The 14,621-nt window shown below is 32.6% G+C and carries 13 protein-coding genes; 8 read left to right on the top strand and 5 right to left on the bottom strand.

Features of this window, described 5'->3' with window-relative positions; translation table 11 throughout:
- Positions 1-124: 124 nt before the first annotated feature.
- Positions 125-895, bottom strand: a complete 771-nt coding sequence (locus tag AQ616_RS04765; protein ID WP_017797215.1) for a DeoR/GlpR family DNA-binding transcription regulator — start codon at positions 893-895, stop codon at positions 125-127.
- A 256-nt stretch (positions 896-1,151) separates the two neighbouring features.
- Here AQ616_RS04765 and AQ616_RS04770 point away from each other — a divergent pair, with 256 nt between their 5' ends.
- The 6 genes from AQ616_RS04770 (at position 1,152) to glpX (ending at position 6,992) form a co-directional block, all read left to right on the top strand.
- Complete coding sequence (locus AQ616_RS04770) at positions 1,152-2,267, top strand: erythritol/L-threitol dehydrogenase (protein ID WP_017797214.1); 1,116 nt, start codon at positions 1,152-1,154, stop codon at positions 2,265-2,267.
- 30 nt (positions 2,268-2,297) lie between these two features.
- On the top strand, positions 2,298-3,572 hold the full coding sequence (locus AQ616_RS04775) for an MFS transporter (protein ID WP_017797213.1): 1,275 nt from the start codon (positions 2,298-2,300) through the stop codon (positions 3,570-3,572).
- Between the two features lie 108 nt (positions 3,573-3,680).
- Entirely contained in the window at positions 3,681-4,685 is a 1,005-nt protein-coding gene (locus AQ616_RS04780; protein ID WP_017797212.1) for a dihydroxyacetone kinase subunit DhaK, read from the top strand.
- A gap of 24 nt (positions 4,686-4,709) precedes the next feature.
- Positions 4,710-5,366: a dihydroxyacetone kinase subunit DhaL gene (gene dhaL / locus AQ616_RS04785; protein WP_017797211.1), complete on the top strand. Its 657-nt coding sequence runs from the start codon at positions 4,710-4,712 to the stop codon at positions 5,364-5,366.
- Between the two features lie 172 nt (positions 5,367-5,538).
- The gene (rpiB, locus tag AQ616_RS04790) at positions 5,539-6,024 is read left to right on the top strand and encodes a ribose 5-phosphate isomerase B (protein WP_017797210.1); all 486 of its coding nucleotides are present in this window, start codon (positions 5,539-5,541) and stop codon (positions 6,022-6,024) included.
- A 20-nt stretch (positions 6,025-6,044) separates the two neighbouring features.
- Positions 6,045-6,992 (top strand): class II fructose-bisphosphatase, encoded by a 948-nt coding sequence (glpX, locus tag AQ616_RS04795; RefSeq protein WP_017797209.1) that lies wholly within the window; start codon positions 6,045-6,047, stop codon positions 6,990-6,992.
- A 103-nt stretch (positions 6,993-7,095) separates the two neighbouring features.
- Here glpX and AQ616_RS04800 read toward each other — a convergent pair whose 3' ends face one another.
- Both AQ616_RS04800 and AQ616_RS04805 read right to left on the bottom strand, forming a co-directional pair.
- The gene (locus tag AQ616_RS04800; RefSeq protein ID WP_069685189.1) at positions 7,096-7,941 is read right to left on the bottom strand and encodes a hypothetical protein; all 846 of its coding nucleotides are present in this window, start codon (positions 7,939-7,941) and stop codon (positions 7,096-7,098) included.
- Positions 7,941-8,936, bottom strand: a complete 996-nt coding sequence (locus tag AQ616_RS04805) for a glycosyltransferase family 4 protein (protein WP_017797207.1) — start codon at positions 8,934-8,936, stop codon at positions 7,941-7,943. Before AQ616_RS04805 ends, AQ616_RS04800 begins: the two co-directional genes overlap by 1 nt.
- A gap of 258 nt (positions 8,937-9,194) precedes the next feature.
- Here AQ616_RS04805 and AQ616_RS04810 point away from each other — a divergent pair, with 258 nt between their 5' ends.
- Together AQ616_RS04810 and AQ616_RS04815 are read left to right on the top strand one after the other, a co-directional pair.
- Positions 9,195-10,199 (top strand): alpha/beta hydrolase family protein, encoded by a 1,005-nt coding sequence (locus AQ616_RS04810; RefSeq protein ID WP_069685190.1) that lies wholly within the window; start codon positions 9,195-9,197, stop codon positions 10,197-10,199.
- Positions 10,200-10,577: 378 nt separating this feature from the next.
- Positions 10,578-11,324, top strand: a complete 747-nt coding sequence (locus tag AQ616_RS04815; RefSeq protein WP_069685191.1) for an NAD-dependent epimerase/dehydratase family protein — start codon at positions 10,578-10,580, stop codon at positions 11,322-11,324.
- A 42-nt stretch (positions 11,325-11,366) separates the two neighbouring features.
- Here AQ616_RS04815 and AQ616_RS04820 read toward each other — a convergent pair whose 3' ends face one another.
- Together AQ616_RS04820 and AQ616_RS04825 are read right to left on the bottom strand one after the other, a co-directional pair.
- Positions 11,367-13,667, bottom strand: coding sequence for a helix-turn-helix domain-containing protein (locus AQ616_RS04820; RefSeq protein ID WP_069685192.1), 2,301 nt, complete (start codon positions 13,665-13,667; stop codon positions 11,367-11,369).
- A gap of 37 nt (positions 13,668-13,704) precedes the next feature.
- Entirely contained in the window at positions 13,705-14,361 is a 657-nt protein-coding gene (locus AQ616_RS04825; protein WP_069685193.1) for a YesL family protein, read from the bottom strand.
- Positions 14,362-14,621 lie beyond the last annotated feature (260 nt).

Below are 14,621 nucleotides of genomic sequence, written 5' to 3' on the forward strand. Positions count from 1 at the left end.
AAACCTCAATGGATGATTCAATAAAATTCATATAACTCTATAATCTATAAGCTTAAATTATCTTTGAGTAGAGCATAAAAAACGAAGACTTATATAAGTCTTCGTTTTTTATCGGATAAATTGTTTAAACTATGATTGTTTCTATCTGATGAGAATCTAATTTGCTATTAAATAACGGATCTATAGGTTGATCTGTTATTATTCGGTCTATCTGATCAAACTTTGCAAAAACAGCACTAGATGATTTCCCGATTTTTGTGGAATCAATAAGCGCAATTACTTTTGAAGCTCTCCGTATAATTTCTTTTTTTAATTGAACTTCATATAAATTAAAATCTTCTAAGCCATTTTCAAAAGATAGTGCATTTGCTGAAGTAAACATGATATCTATATTGACACTATCTAATATATCTATTCCTAGTGTACCTTCAATAGATGCTGATTTCTTTGTAACTACGCCACCAATTAAGATTGTAGTAATATCAGGGTTGTCTTTTAACTCAAAGGCGGTTTGAATTCCACTAGTTACTACAGTAACTCGTTTTGAAGATTGATTTAATAAACGAGCTAGTTCTAGTGCAGTGGAACTAGCATCTAATAATATACATTGTTTTTCTTCGATAAGTTCAAAAGCATTTTTACATATTTGTATTTTTTCTTCTTTGTTTCTCTTTTTCCTTGCACTAAAACTTGTTTCATTTTCATTTTCATCATTAATGACGGCACCACCATGTGTTCTTGTAAGTAAACCATCATTTTCCATTTTGTTTAGATCTGCCCTTAATGTAGCTTCAGATACCCCTATCTGTAATGCTATATCTTTCACAGTAATTCGTTTTTGTTCTTGTAATAGGTTAATAATTTTATTTCTTCTTTCACTAGCAAACATTTTCATGAAACTTCACCCTTAATAAGTAATCTAATTTCATATTAGGGTATTTTGTTCATTTAAGCAATAATGAAGTATATTTATTTTCGTTTTATTTTCGAATTATTTATTTATGATTAGATATGAATTGAAATAATAAAATACGAAATAAATTATTGACAATTCGAAAATGAATGATAATATGTAACTATAAATTGAAAACGATTTCAATAAGATGAAAAATTGAAATTTGTTTTAAATAAATGTTAAGGGAGATGAAAGCATGGAGAAATCGGTAGAAAATAAAGAGAGCACTAAGCAGCAAGAGATACCAACACATATGAAAGCTGTTGTAGCATATAGCCCTAAAAATTATAAATTTGAAGAAAGGGTAGAAACTCCAAAACTAGAAAACGATAAAGAAATAATTATAAAGTTAGAGGCTTGTGGAATTTGTGCAGGGGATATTAAAGCTTATGATGGTGCGCCTAGCTTTTGGGGAGATGAAACACAACCGGCATATATTAAAGCTCCAATGATTCCTGGTCATGAATTTATTGGTAAGATTGTGCAAAAAGGGAATGAAGTATCTGATTTTGAAATTGGTGATCGTGTAATTTCTGAGCAAATTGTACCTTGTTGGGAGTGCCGTTTCTGTAATCGAGGCCAATATTGGATGTGTGAAAAGCATGATTTATATGGATTTCAAAACAACGTAAATGGTGGAATGGCGGAATATATGAAATTTACAAAAGAAGCGATTAATTATAAAGTACCAGAGGATTTGCCGATTGAAGATGCTATTCTCATTGAACCATATGCTTGTAGTTTACATGCCGTACAACGGGCGCAAGTACAGCTAGGAGATTTTGTTGTTCTGTCTGGTGCGGGTACACTTGGTTTAGGAATGATTGGTGCTATAAAAAAATCAGGACCTGCTAAGTTAGTTGTATTAGATATGAAAGAAGACCGTCTAGAACTTGCCAAACAATTCGGAGCAGATATTGTTCTTAACCCTAGTAAGACAGATGTTGTTCAAGAAATTAAAGATATGACAGAAGGCTATGGATGTGACATCTATATAGAGGCTACTGGGCATCCAAAATCAGTGGAGCAAGGATTACATGCTATTCGTAAATTAGGTAGATTTATAGAATTTAGTGTGTTTGGAGAACCTGTAACGGTAGATTGGAGTATTATTAGCGATCGAAAAGAACTAGATTTACTCGGATCACATCTTGGGCCATATTGTTATCCGTTAGTTATTGATGGAATTGCAAATGGAGATTTCCCTACTAGTGGAGTAGTGACACATCAACTTCCTTTAGAAGAGTTTGAGAAGGGATTCGAATTAATGAAAAAGGGAGATAAGTCACTAAAAATAATATTGAAACCGTAAGAGGTTTCCACTATAAAGGGGGAGAAACTTGTGCGAAGTTTAGGGCAAAATCAGACTTTTTTGGATAAGATTGGTATTCCTTCCAATTTAGTATGGGGGTATTTTGGAGTATTAATCTTCATGATGGGTGATGGATTAGAGCTTGCTTGGATTAGTCCGTACCTTGTAGATCAAGGATTAACTGTCCAGCAAGCAGCAGTACTCACTACATCTTATGGTGTAACAATTGCAATTGCAGCGTGGTTATCTGGAGTACTAGTAGAGGCATTCGGTCCAAGGAAAACAATGACAATGGGATTAGTATTATATCTACTCGGACACGTTCTGTTTGTTGGATTTGCTATGCCAAATTTAGTCTATGAATTAATGATTCCAACATACGCACTACGTGGCTTTGGATATCCGTTATTTGCATATTCATTTCTTGTATGGGTTACTTATCGTACACCAAAACATCAACTTGGAACAGCAGTGGGATGGTTCTGGTTTGTGTTTACTGGAGGACTAAGCGTATTAGGTGCATATTATTCTAGCTTTATGATTAATTGGGTTGGGCACATTCCTACTATGTGGAGTGCGGTATTTTGGGTATTGTTAGGGGCTTACTTTGCTTTAATTGTTAACAAAGATAAGTTTGACCTAGAAGAGAAGGAAAGCAAAAGTAGTAAATTTAAAGAATTGTTAAATGGAATAACTATTTTAAAGCGAGAACCTAAAGTCGCTGTAGCGGGTATTGTCAGAATAATTAACCAAGCGTCGCAATATGCGTTTCCTTTGTTTTTACCGATTTACTTATCAGGTCAAGGAATTTCAACAACAGTCTGGTTGAACATTTGGGGAACTATCTTTATTTCCAACATTGCATTTAATTTAATATTTGGTTATGTTGGCGACAAATTTGGATGGAGAAACACAATTACTTGGATTGGTGCGGTTGGATGTGGTGTATTTACGTTAATGATGTTCTATGTACCACAAGTGTTTACTGGAAATGTATTCTTAATTGGAGCAATTGGAATGTTATGGGGCGCATGTTTAGCTGGTTTTGTTCCACTTTCAGCTTTAACCCCATCTTTAGTTGGAGACGGGGACAAAGGCGCTGCAATGTCTATTTTAAATCTTGGAGCAGGATTATGTGTATTCGTAGGACCGGCACTTGTTGCTCTATTTTATGATTTCATTGGTACACAAGGATTAATGTGGTTACTTGCGGGATTATATTTTGCAGCAGCTATTATGACAAGATTCTTGAGATTACCTGAAGAAGAAATAGCAAAAGGTTCAAAGGATGAAGCTGTCGTTTAATAATGAGTAAACTATACACTGATATTGCGTGAACTCGTCTAATATTAGTGTAAACGCTTTATTTTGAAATTAAGATTAATTGAATCATAATGTGAGGTGCATACAATAATGAAAAAACTCTTAAATAATCCAAATCATGTAGTAGAAGAAATGTTAGAAGGTTATGTTAAAGCACATCCAGATTATATAAAACAATCAAATCAAAATAAACGTGCTCTAGTAACTACTCGACAAACAAAAGAGAATAAGGTTGGTATTTTGATAGGTGGAGGTTCTGGACATGAGCCTGGATTCCTAGGATATGTTGGTGAAGGAATGGCAGATGGAGTAGCAGTTGGAAATATCTTTGCATCTCCCTCTCCTGATCCGATTCTTGAAGTAACAAAGGCTATTGACAAAGGAGCTGGTGTTGCCTATCTGCATGGGAATTACGCTGGAGATGTAATGAATTTTGGTATGGCTGCAGAGATGGCAGATTTAGAGGAAGATATTGAAGTAAAGATTGCATTAGGCTCGGATGATGTAGCCTCTGCTCCGAAAGAAGAAAAAAAGAAGCGTCGTGGGATTGCTGGTGAGTTCTTTATTTTCAAATCTGCTGGAGCAGCTGCGGATTTTGGTTATGACTTAGACGATGTAATTCGAATGGCAGAAAAAGCAAATGAAAATTCTCGATCAATGGGAGTTGGTCTATCACCATGTGCTTTACCACAAACAGGTGAACCAAGTTTTGAGTTAGGTGAAAATGAAATGGAAATAGGTCTTGGTCATCATGGGGAACCAGGAATTGAAAAAGGACCATTAGCTACTGCAGATGAAGTAGCAGAAAGACTTGTAACGGATATTTTAACTGATATGCCTCTGACAAACCAAGATGAAGTAGCTGTTTTAGTAAATGGATTAGGCTCCACTCCACGAATGGAATTATATATTATTTTTCGAAGAGTAGAACAAATACTATCAGAAAAAGGTATTCATATCTATCGTTCATATGTTGGTGACTATATTACTTCTTTAGAAATGGGTGGATGTTCCGTTACTTTAATGAAACTAGATGATGAATTAAAGAAAGGAATTGATCACCCTGTCAATTGTCCAATGTTTGTTCAGAAGTAGACCAACCGAAATAGGAGGATTAACATGGAATTTACATCAAGAGAATTTAAAATTTTTTTTCATAATATCGTGGATATAATTGAAGAAGAAAAAGATTATTTATGTGAATTGGATCGTAAAATTGGGGATGGAGATCATGGTGTTACAATGTCAATCGGCTGGCAAGCAGTGAAGGAAAAATTAATGAGTGACCTATCGGATGAAGAAGATATAGCTAAGATAAATCTAACTGTTGGCAAGACATTTTTGAATGCAGTTGGATCATCAGTTGGGCCGCTTTATGCCACAGGATTTATGAGAGGTGCAAAACAAGTAAAAAATAAAACGATATTAAATGAAGAAGATTTAATCAATTATTGGATTGCTTTTACTAAAGGGATTAAAGAAAGAGGGCAATCCGATATTGGTGATAAAACGATGGTAGATACACTCGCTCCATTCGCTAGAGAATTAGAGTCAAAGTATAATATAACTGAGGACTTTTATGCTTCGTTTGAAAGTGCAGTTATAGAAGCAAAAAAAGGAATGGAATCAACAAAGGATTTAATTTCTAAAAAAGGCCGTTCAAGTAGGCTAGGAGAAAGATCGATAGGTGCTCAAGATCCAGGAGCAACGTCTTCTTATCTTATTCTTCAAGCATTTTTATCCTTTATAAAAGAACAACAGTCACAAGCCAGTTAATATTAATTTTAAAAATAAATAAAAAAGGAGTCAGATCAGAAATTCTGATTCTTTTTTTTGATAAAAAACAATAAATACGAAACAAAATAAAAATAAACGAAAATAAACAATTGAAAATATTTGTATCATGAACTAAAATGAAAATATAAAGTGAAAAGTAGGAGGATACAACATGAAAATTGGAATTGGTAGTGATCATAATGGATTTGACCTAAAAGAAGCCATTAATCGATACTTATCTGGAACAGATCACGAAATAGTAGATTATGGTTGTTATTCTTGTAATGTTGTTGATTATCCGGATGTTGCATTTGAAGTTTCCAAAGCAATTAGTAATGAAGAAATTGATAGAGCAATTTTAATTTGTGGTACGGGTATCGGTGTTTGTATAGCTGCTAATAAATACCCTGGCATTCGTGCTGCTCTTGCTCACGATGTTTATTCTGCAGAAAGAGCGCAATTAAGTAATAATGCTCAAGTAATCACGCTGGGTGCTCAAATTATTGGTGAAGAAGTAGCTTTAAAAGTTGTAGAAGCATATTTAAGTGTAAACTGGCAAGAAGGATCAAAGCGAAAAGTCGATAAAATAACGGATAATGAGAATAAATTTTTAGCGAAACAAAATCAAGAAGTAGCTGCAGATACACATTGTAGCTAAATCCAAGGGGGATGTGCTCCATGCAGTCTTTACTATTTGATTTTTTAAGAGTTACTGAGTTAGCAGCGATTGCATCAAAACCATGGGTAGGAAGTGGTGATAAAATTTCTGCTGATGGAGCTGCAACGAAAGCGATGAGAGAACAATTAAACAAAATGAAAATGGATGGAACGGTTGTTATTGGAGAAGGGGAAATAGATGAGGCTCCAATGCTTTATATAGGGGAAAAGGTAGGTCTAGGTAATGCATTAGCTGTCGATATCGCTGTAGATCCAATAGAAGGCACAACACCAACAGTAAATGGCCAGCCAAATGCTATAACAGTAATTGCAGCTGCACCTGAAAGTACATTATTACATGCGCCTGACATGTATATGAAAAAAATTGTAGTAGGTCCTAAAGCAAAAGGGGTTATTGATATAGAAGCAACTCTGGAATTAAATATTTCTAGAGTTGCAGATGCAACAGGAAAAAAAATTGAGGATTTAAATATCCTTATTCAAGATCGAGCAAGACATCAAAAATATATTGATAAGATCAGAAATATTGGAGCCAACGTAAATTTATTTTCGGATGGCGACGTCATATATGCAGCAGCTACATGTATGGAAGAATTAGATATTGATATGTTTTATGGAATTGGAGGAGCCCCTGAAGGTGTGTTAGGAGCTGTAGCAAGTCGTTGTTTAGGAGGAGAAATGCAAGCAAAGTTAATGCCTCGAAATGAAGATGAAATTAAAAGATGTAATAAGATGGGGATATATGAAATGGAGGTACCGTTGAGTCATCAACAATTGGTCTCAACAGATGATTGTATATTTTCTGCTACAGGAATTACCTCTAATTTATTTTTAAAAGGAATTCAGAGAAAGAATGAGCATTATATAACACATTCAGTTCTTGCAGATGGTAAAACTAAACAGCTGCGTTATATTGAAAGTAATTATCCAATGATGCAACTTGTATAATTTACAAATTATAAAAAACAGCGATGAATCATTCATCGCTGTTTTTCTATTTCATGAAAATTAGACCGTATTTTTCCTGCATGTAATTAGCACTTTATCTATTCTATTGTGGTTTAAAGTGCTTTACTCGTTTTTCAAGAAATTTAATGCTGTTATCTGGGGTTAACAACATTATTTTTTTAAATATCGGATCGTTAAAAAATATATCTAATTGCTCAATAACTCCTTGACTTATTAATTTCTTCTGATTTAAATAACGATCTATTTTTCTTAATTTTTCCTGATCGTCTCCTTGTCTTGCTACTCCAATATGAAAACCATGCGGAGGTCGAAAAAAATGTTCCTCAATTTTCCCAAAACCAATACCTTTCTCGATAATTTTATATAGAAATTCTTCATCGTATCGTAACTCTTTTACCTCATTATATAATTTATTAGGATTATTCAAGTAATATTGAATAATTGGATTCATCTTTTTATAGTAGTCTTTTACTTTGAAAAAATGGAGCCCTGTAAGTCGTTTTGAGTTGGGACGAATTGCATTACTATAAGGAACGCCGATTTTCTTGGAATGCTTTTTATGAACGTCTAATAAAGTTGGCTTTTCTCGAATAATTAAAAAGTCGATATCTCCAATATAAACATACTTAAAGTCCTTGAATTCCTCATAAGGAATTAAGAAACGCAACATAGTTCCAATACTACCTACCATTTTTGATGGGTCTTCTAGATTAATATATTCGCCTAGATACCCTTCAACAACTTCGAAATTAGGTGAAACTTGATTTCGGATTAGTTCTAAGGCTGTATTTTCATTTGCTGAAAGAGGATCTTTAGAAAACACCTTCACATAGTAATCAGGATAGCTTTTTAAAATGCTATAAATATAATAGGGAGCATATCGGGTGTAGTTTCCAAAAACATAAACAGCTATACATATTTTTTCCATTAACGTTCACCACCTATATTGAATAATGTATATAACCAGTCTTCAATATTGTGTTCTATAGTCCAGTTGTTTTCTATATTTTTTCGAATTTCTTTTTTTAGGGTTTGATGAAGTTTTTGATTAGCTTTTAATTGATTAATTTTATTTATAAATTTTCTAGGGTCATCGGAGTTAAGAATTAATGTTTTTGCATTTGGCGATGCCCAGTCTTTAATGATGCCAATATTAGTTCCTAATACAGGTATTCCACAAGCGTAAGCTTCCATAGCAGGGTTTGGTAGACCTTCATTTACTCCAGTAACGAGTAATAAATCAATGGAATTATAAAATGTTGGCATATCTTCTCTATCGATTCGAGTTTCTTTTGTTGCTTCTTTAAATTGAACTGTAGAGTCATCTTTAAAATGATCTTTTATTGCTTTATATACCGTGTGGTAATTCTTCGATCTTTTATCGGCATTACCTACCCAACCAATCGTAAATGTCGATGTATCTGTTTTAGTTAATGGCATTGGCTTAAATTTGTCTGTTTCAACAAAAGCTTTAATATATTCTACATGTTTATCTGGACAGTATTTTTTAATTGTATTGGCTAGTTTCCTATTAACGGCACCAATCCTATCTATTTTATTAATTACTTGTTTGATGTACCGATAATTTGGCTTGATTTTCTCAGACCATTCACGAAAATCGTCTTGGTTTGTGGCTAGATAACTATATGAACCAGCAACAGAAGAATATACATGGACATTGTATTGAATTAGGCGTTCAGCTGTCCACAAACCTAAGGTTGATATAACTTCATATTCTTTGTTAATTACTTTAACGCCTTTTCCCTTTACTAAGTTTATAAAATCATGATAAGACATTATTTCTAAGTTCGGGTGATATTTCTGCAAAAGCAATGCTCTTTGTCCTTGTATCCACCATAGTCGATCATAGATTAGGATATGCTTTCCTTTTATTTGGCTGCCGATTATTGATTTATTTATCATTATGATTTCCTCCAGTAATTAAATAACATCTTATACATAGTATGAAATAGTAATTTAGAGGTGTTAGGAGAAGTGCGTAAAAAAGCTATAATTAGTTTTTCACCTTTATCACGCATGTAGATGGTAATAACTTCAGCGAATAAAAGTGCTTAAAGTTCACACTATATTATCTAAAAATTGAACAGCAATCTATATTTGTCAGAAAAGTATATTATAATTATAGGATTAGAGATTAATTAAATATAGGGAGGGAGAATATTGAATAGGGTAAATAGATTTTTAAATCAACAGTACAATAACACCACTCATTCCATAAGTGGAGGCAATCAACAAGAAGATATAAAAGATTGTGTCAAGGAAGCTTTAGGAAGTTTTCAAAATGAGAATAATGAATTTAACCCAAAGATAATGGAAAAAAGAAAAATGAAAAATTATAAATTGATATGTGTTGAAATTATGTCTATCTATCCGCTAAGAATTCCGTTTTATATACTTATCCCCAATAAGAAGAAACGAAAGCTTCCTGTTGTTCTAGCGCTTCATGGCCACGGCCATGGAATGAAAGAAGCTATTGGTCTAAACACGGATAATGTAGATAGTGACTTTACAGGTATTCATAATAAATTTGCTGCAAAAATAGTACAAATGGGTGTAATTGTTGTAGTACCAGGGATTATTGGTTTTGGGGACCGTAGACTGGAAGAGGATATGAACGCAGTACCACCATGTGAAAATTCATGTTTTAAAATTGCAAGTCAGCTATTGTTAATGGGAAAGACAATTGCAGGTTTGAGGGTTCATGAGTTAATACGGGTGTTAGACTATATTCAAACTATTAAAATGGTTGATCAAGAGAAAATAGGATGTTTCGGTTTTTCTGGCGGGGGATTAATTGCGGCATTTACTTCAATTCTTGATGAAAGGATAAAGGCAACCGTACTTAGTGGATATTTGAGTACTTTTAATGGAAGTATTATGCACAGAAGACATTGCCTTGATAATTATATACCAGGAATACTTAAAATTGGAGAGATGGATGAGTTAATTTCTTCAATTGCTCCAAGGCCACTTTTTATAGAATCAGGAAAGGAAGATCAGCTTTTCCCCTTGCATCAAGTAGAAATAGCTATGAAAAACCTATTAGAGATTTATAAGGGAAAAGGAGCAGAATCTGAGTTAGAATACCATTACTTTAATGGAGGTCATGAAATCAATGGGGAAAAATCCTTTTATTGGCTAATACAGAAACTCTTATACAATTAATTATCTTATACAGGGCAGACAGCTCCGATTTAGATATTCAAAATTAGATTAACATACAACTTCTAAATAATGGGTATATTACTTATGGGAATGAATTTCATAGTTACCAAGTCTATATTAGAAACCGAATACTTAATGGAATTTAAATATTATTGTGCGGATTATAGAAAAACATGATTTTGATTGTAATGAAACACGGTGATCTACAGGAAGAGCACTGAGCTTGAAAATCCACAATGAAAAGGTGGGCCTCTTTTCCTAGTTAGTTGCAGCCGTCTCTGCTAAAAAGCAGTCGGCTGCAATGGAAATTAAATAGCGTAATGTTCAGATTTTTTACCAAGTATCTTAATTATGAAATTGATGCATGGAGGTGTCTATATGAAAAAAGTTGTTTTAATAGGTGGTAGCGGAACAATTGGGACAATCTTACAAAAGGGGTTAAAACGGGAATTTGATGTTCATAGTCTTGATATTAACGTTGATGAAAATAATGATAACGCTAAGAAAACAGATGCCAAGAATTTTGCAGAACTTATCGATAACATACCAAGTGGAACAGATGTATTAGTAAATCTGTTATCCACTGGTAATGCTGGCAGTCTTGTTAATATTTCTGAGATGAATAATATGGTCGATGTCTACTTCAAAGCTTCTTATAATATTCTTAAGGCAGCAGTCGAATTAAATATTCCAAAGGTTGTTTTTGCAAGTAGTAATCATGTTACGGATTACTATGAGTCTGGGGGGAAATCAAAGTTGGGAAGAAAAATTAATGTAAACGATTATCCGTATTCAGAAGGATTGTATGGAGTACTTAAACTAGCTGTAGAAAATATAGGTTTTGCGTTTAGTAACCAATATCCTCTTTCGGTTATCAATTTGAGAATTGGAAGTGTAAAATTAAATGAGAAAAAAGAAATTTATAAAAATATAGAACGTAATCGTCATACATGGCTTTCAGAAGTAGATACAGTTACCTTGTTTAAAGATGCAATTATAAGTGATATTGAATATGGAACATTCTATGGTGTTTCTGATAATCCTGATAAACCATGGTGTAGCGATAATGCGAAAGAAAAACTAGGGTTTATTTCAAAAGTAAATTCAATTGATATAATTAACTGAACATAATGATCAGGATAGAAAGCGATCTGTGATAGGCACTTTCTATCCTGATTTTTTATGCTCCATTCTATATTTACCAGGAGTAATCCCTTCGATTTTTCTAAATGAGCGTATGAAGTTTTGGGAATTATTGTATTGCAACTTTATAGCAATATCTTTAACGGATAAATCTGTATCCAACAACCAATTTTTTGCTATGTTTAATCTATATTTCAATAAATATTCACTGAATGTGGTTTTCATCTCTTTTTGAAAGATACTACTAAGGTAATTAGGATTATAATGTAGCCTAGCTGCAATGGAATCCAAAGATATAGCTGTATCATATTCTTTTTGTATTATATGAATAATTTTATCCGAAATGGTTTTGTATTTGGATTCAGTACGTTCCTCCACTTTTTCGATAATAGGATAAATAAGATTTTCTTTAAACCATTTCTGTAAATCATCTGAGGTTCTTAGATTTTCCAGTTCATGAACTAAAGGTCTTTCATCTAGTTTTTTTAGTTCTACACCTAATAATTGTTTTAATTCTATTAAGTCATACAGAAATTTAATTATAAATATCTGATATTGGTTATGATTAAACTCCTTATCAAATAAGGTGTTAAATAAGGCTTTCAATCCTTTATCTGCTTTTTCACGATCAGCGACTTTAATGGAATCAAAAATGGAATTTTTATTCGTTGTTGGTAGTTGTCCACTGAAATTATGATTCCTGTCTAAATTTTCATAAAAAATAATCGATTCTTTACCTAATTTCAGTCTATATTTTAGTGATTCCATTCCTTGTTTATAAGCATCTTTTGTCGAGATTAATTCGGTGTATGGAAGGCTAATGCCGATACTAACAGGAAGATCAAATTCTTTGCGAATTTTAGATTGAATCATCTGTGCTAATTCATTTAAGTAGAAATGGTATTCTTCTTCAGACTCAATGTTCAATGTAAGTATTGTTACTTGTGTTCGGTTAATAACTACAGGTGTAAACCGTATCTCCTCTTCTAAGGTATCTTCAATCATAGCATTAATTGCAAATAGAATTACATCTTCTTCCTTTAATTGGTAGTTGGACTCATCTAACGAATCAATTTGCAATGTAAATAAGGAAAGCCTCGTCCACGATTGATAATAATTAAATGATTTTAATTTTGCCGGAATTTCCTCACGTTTCATCTTACCTTGTAATAACCGTATAATAAAGAATTGTCTTAGTTGGGTAATTTGATTTTGTAGTCGGGATTCTAATTCTACATTTTTATCAAGCATTTGTTCGATATTAAATCTTATTAAATCAAATTCATTTTTAGTTTTTGTACTAAATTTAGCGGAGGTAAAAGTTTTGGTAAAGAAGTCTTGCAAATGCCGAATCGGCTTATAAAATATACTAATACCGATAATTGCTACAATTAGGGATATGATCAATAAAATACTGCAAACTAACAATGTAAACCATCCGATAGAACTGGATTGCTTATTAAGATCACTTATTTTAACCAGTGATACGTATGTCCAATTATTATAACTAGATGTTCTATACGTTACTTTATAATCTATATCTTCAATTGTCGAATTGAATTGACCTTTACCTGTGTTCACATCTATAAGAGAATGGAAATCTTCATTTTCGTTTATGTTGGTGCCTACACTATCTGGATCACTATGTGCGATAATTTGATTAGACTCGTCCAATATAATGAACGTTTCCGATACTATTTGCTCGGCCATGATATTATTTAAAGTACAAGTGGGAATTAATGCACCAACCATTCCAGTTTTGTCTGATGTAAGAAATGGAAGTTTCTTAATTAGATTTATATAATAGTTACAATTATCACGAGCATCATGAGTTAGAACGATGTCATCGTATTCTTCCAAAATCCAGTAAGATGACTTTTGGTAAGTCATATATTTTTCGTGAATTTTATTATAATTATTATGTTCAAGGCGAAGAAGGCCATTGTTATTAATGAGCCATTCATGTTTCAAACTAACCATAATTACATCTTGAATACCTGTTTCTAAAGTCTGCAGTTGTCCCAATTCCTGTTTAATATTGTGGTATTTAATAAATTTTTCAGCATTTAAAGGGTCTCTCAGTATATCTTGTGTAGATGGAGAGCGGACAAAATGTGTAAGAGAGTTATCAACGCTTTTTAAAACTTGCTCGACGTTAGTTTGTATTTGATAAACACTTTGTTGTTTCTCTTCTGCTACATTAGCTTCGATAATTTCTGAAGATCGTAAATAAGAAAAAACGCCAACTAATATTACGGGAACAGTACTTAATACGATTAAAAATGTAATTAATTTATAATAATGCTTAATTGAATTTTTTTTCATGTACATCTACCCCAATTAGTGCATACTTTTTGAAGCTCTAAGTCGTACTGTTTTTTGCTTGCTGATTCTCCATGCTTCTTTTTTTATCAAGGTTATTAAAGGATAAATACGAAATTCCCATAATTACTAATCCTGTTGTACTAATTGAAAAAAAAGGTATAAGACCAGGAATACGCATAAATAGATAATATAATCCACTAATTACTATCATCATAGTAATTGTATAATGTAAATTAGTAAGTCCAATTAAGATTGCATACTTAATATATAGCCATCGCGATAAGTTGTAATTTACATATAAGGGAAATATGTAAAGAATTAGAACTAAATAAATAAATCCACATAAAAATAGTCCACTTAGCAATAACGGGTATATCGGATGTTCTGTAATCGAACCAAGAAATGATAGGTCGACAAGGAGAATGAGTCCAATTGTTACAATAATAATGGTAAATATATTCGATTTTAAAAATTCCTCTTTATAGGTACTCCAGAAAGTCTCAAATATTGGTATCTCGGTTTCTTTTTTTAACCACTTTCTAATAACTCTGAACATAGCAACGGTGGCAGGCGTGAAACCGATTACAATTAATCCCAATAACGTAAATAGCCCCCAGAGAATATTTAAATACGCCATTCGCATTATCCAAAGACATAACCAATAAAAATTGCCCCAAATGCCTCCAACTTCCATAAATCAACCCTCCCTCTATAATAAACATCTACTGTGTTTATTAATGATAGTAGCACAATAGATTTGCAATACAATAATCATATCAACACATCCATGATACCGCTTTCAAATAAATTGATTATTTTTTAACTAAAATCTAATAAAATGATTGATTAATGTTGTTAATTATATCTAAATTATAAAAATTCTGCAAATTGTGAGAAAGTGATTATGTACAACTTTAATTTTTTTAAATAACATTAAACTATCACAAATAAATT

Origin of the sequence: Oceanobacillus sp. E9, assembly GCF_001741975.1 — a bacterium.
Lineage (GTDB): Bacteria > Bacillota > Bacilli > Bacillales > Amphibacillaceae > Oceanobacillus > Oceanobacillus kimchii.

What these genes read in the sequence shown, in the direction of transcription:
- AQ616_RS04765 (WP_017797215.1), bottom strand. Translation starts at nt 895, where the DNA reads ATGAAAATGTTTGCTAGTGAAAGAAGAAATAAAATTATTAACCTATTA.
- AQ616_RS04770 (WP_017797214.1), top strand. Translation starts at nt 1,152, where the DNA reads ATGGAGAAATCGGTAGAAAATAAAGAGAGCACTAAGCAGCAAGAGATA.
- AQ616_RS04780 (WP_017797212.1), top strand. Translation starts at nt 3,681, where the DNA reads ATGAAAAAACTCTTAAATAATCCAAATCATGTAGTAGAAGAAATGTTA.
- dhaL (WP_017797211.1), top strand. Translation starts at nt 4,710, where the DNA reads ATGGAATTTACATCAAGAGAATTTAAAATTTTTTTTCATAATATCGTG.
- rpiB (WP_017797210.1), top strand. Translation starts at nt 5,539, where the DNA reads ATGAAAATTGGAATTGGTAGTGATCATAATGGATTTGACCTAAAAGAA.
- glpX (WP_017797209.1), top strand. Translation starts at nt 6,045, where the DNA reads ATGCAGTCTTTACTATTTGATTTTTTAAGAGTTACTGAGTTAGCAGCG.
- AQ616_RS04800 (WP_069685189.1), bottom strand. Translation starts at nt 7,941, where the DNA reads ATGGAAAAAATATGTATAGCTGTTTATGTTTTTGGAAACTACACCCGA.
- AQ616_RS04805 (WP_017797207.1), bottom strand. Translation starts at nt 8,936, where the DNA reads ATGATAAATAAATCAATAATCGGCAGCCAAATAAAAGGAAAGCATATC.
- AQ616_RS04815 (WP_069685191.1), top strand. Translation starts at nt 10,578, where the DNA reads ATGAAAAAAGTTGTTTTAATAGGTGGTAGCGGAACAATTGGGACAATC.
- AQ616_RS04820 (WP_069685192.1), bottom strand. Translation starts at nt 13,667, where the DNA reads ATGAAAAAAAATTCAATTAAGCATTATTATAAATTAATTACATTTTTA.
- AQ616_RS04825 (WP_069685193.1), bottom strand. Translation starts at nt 14,361, where the DNA reads ATGGAAGTTGGAGGCATTTGGGGCAATTTTTATTGGTTATGTCTTTGG.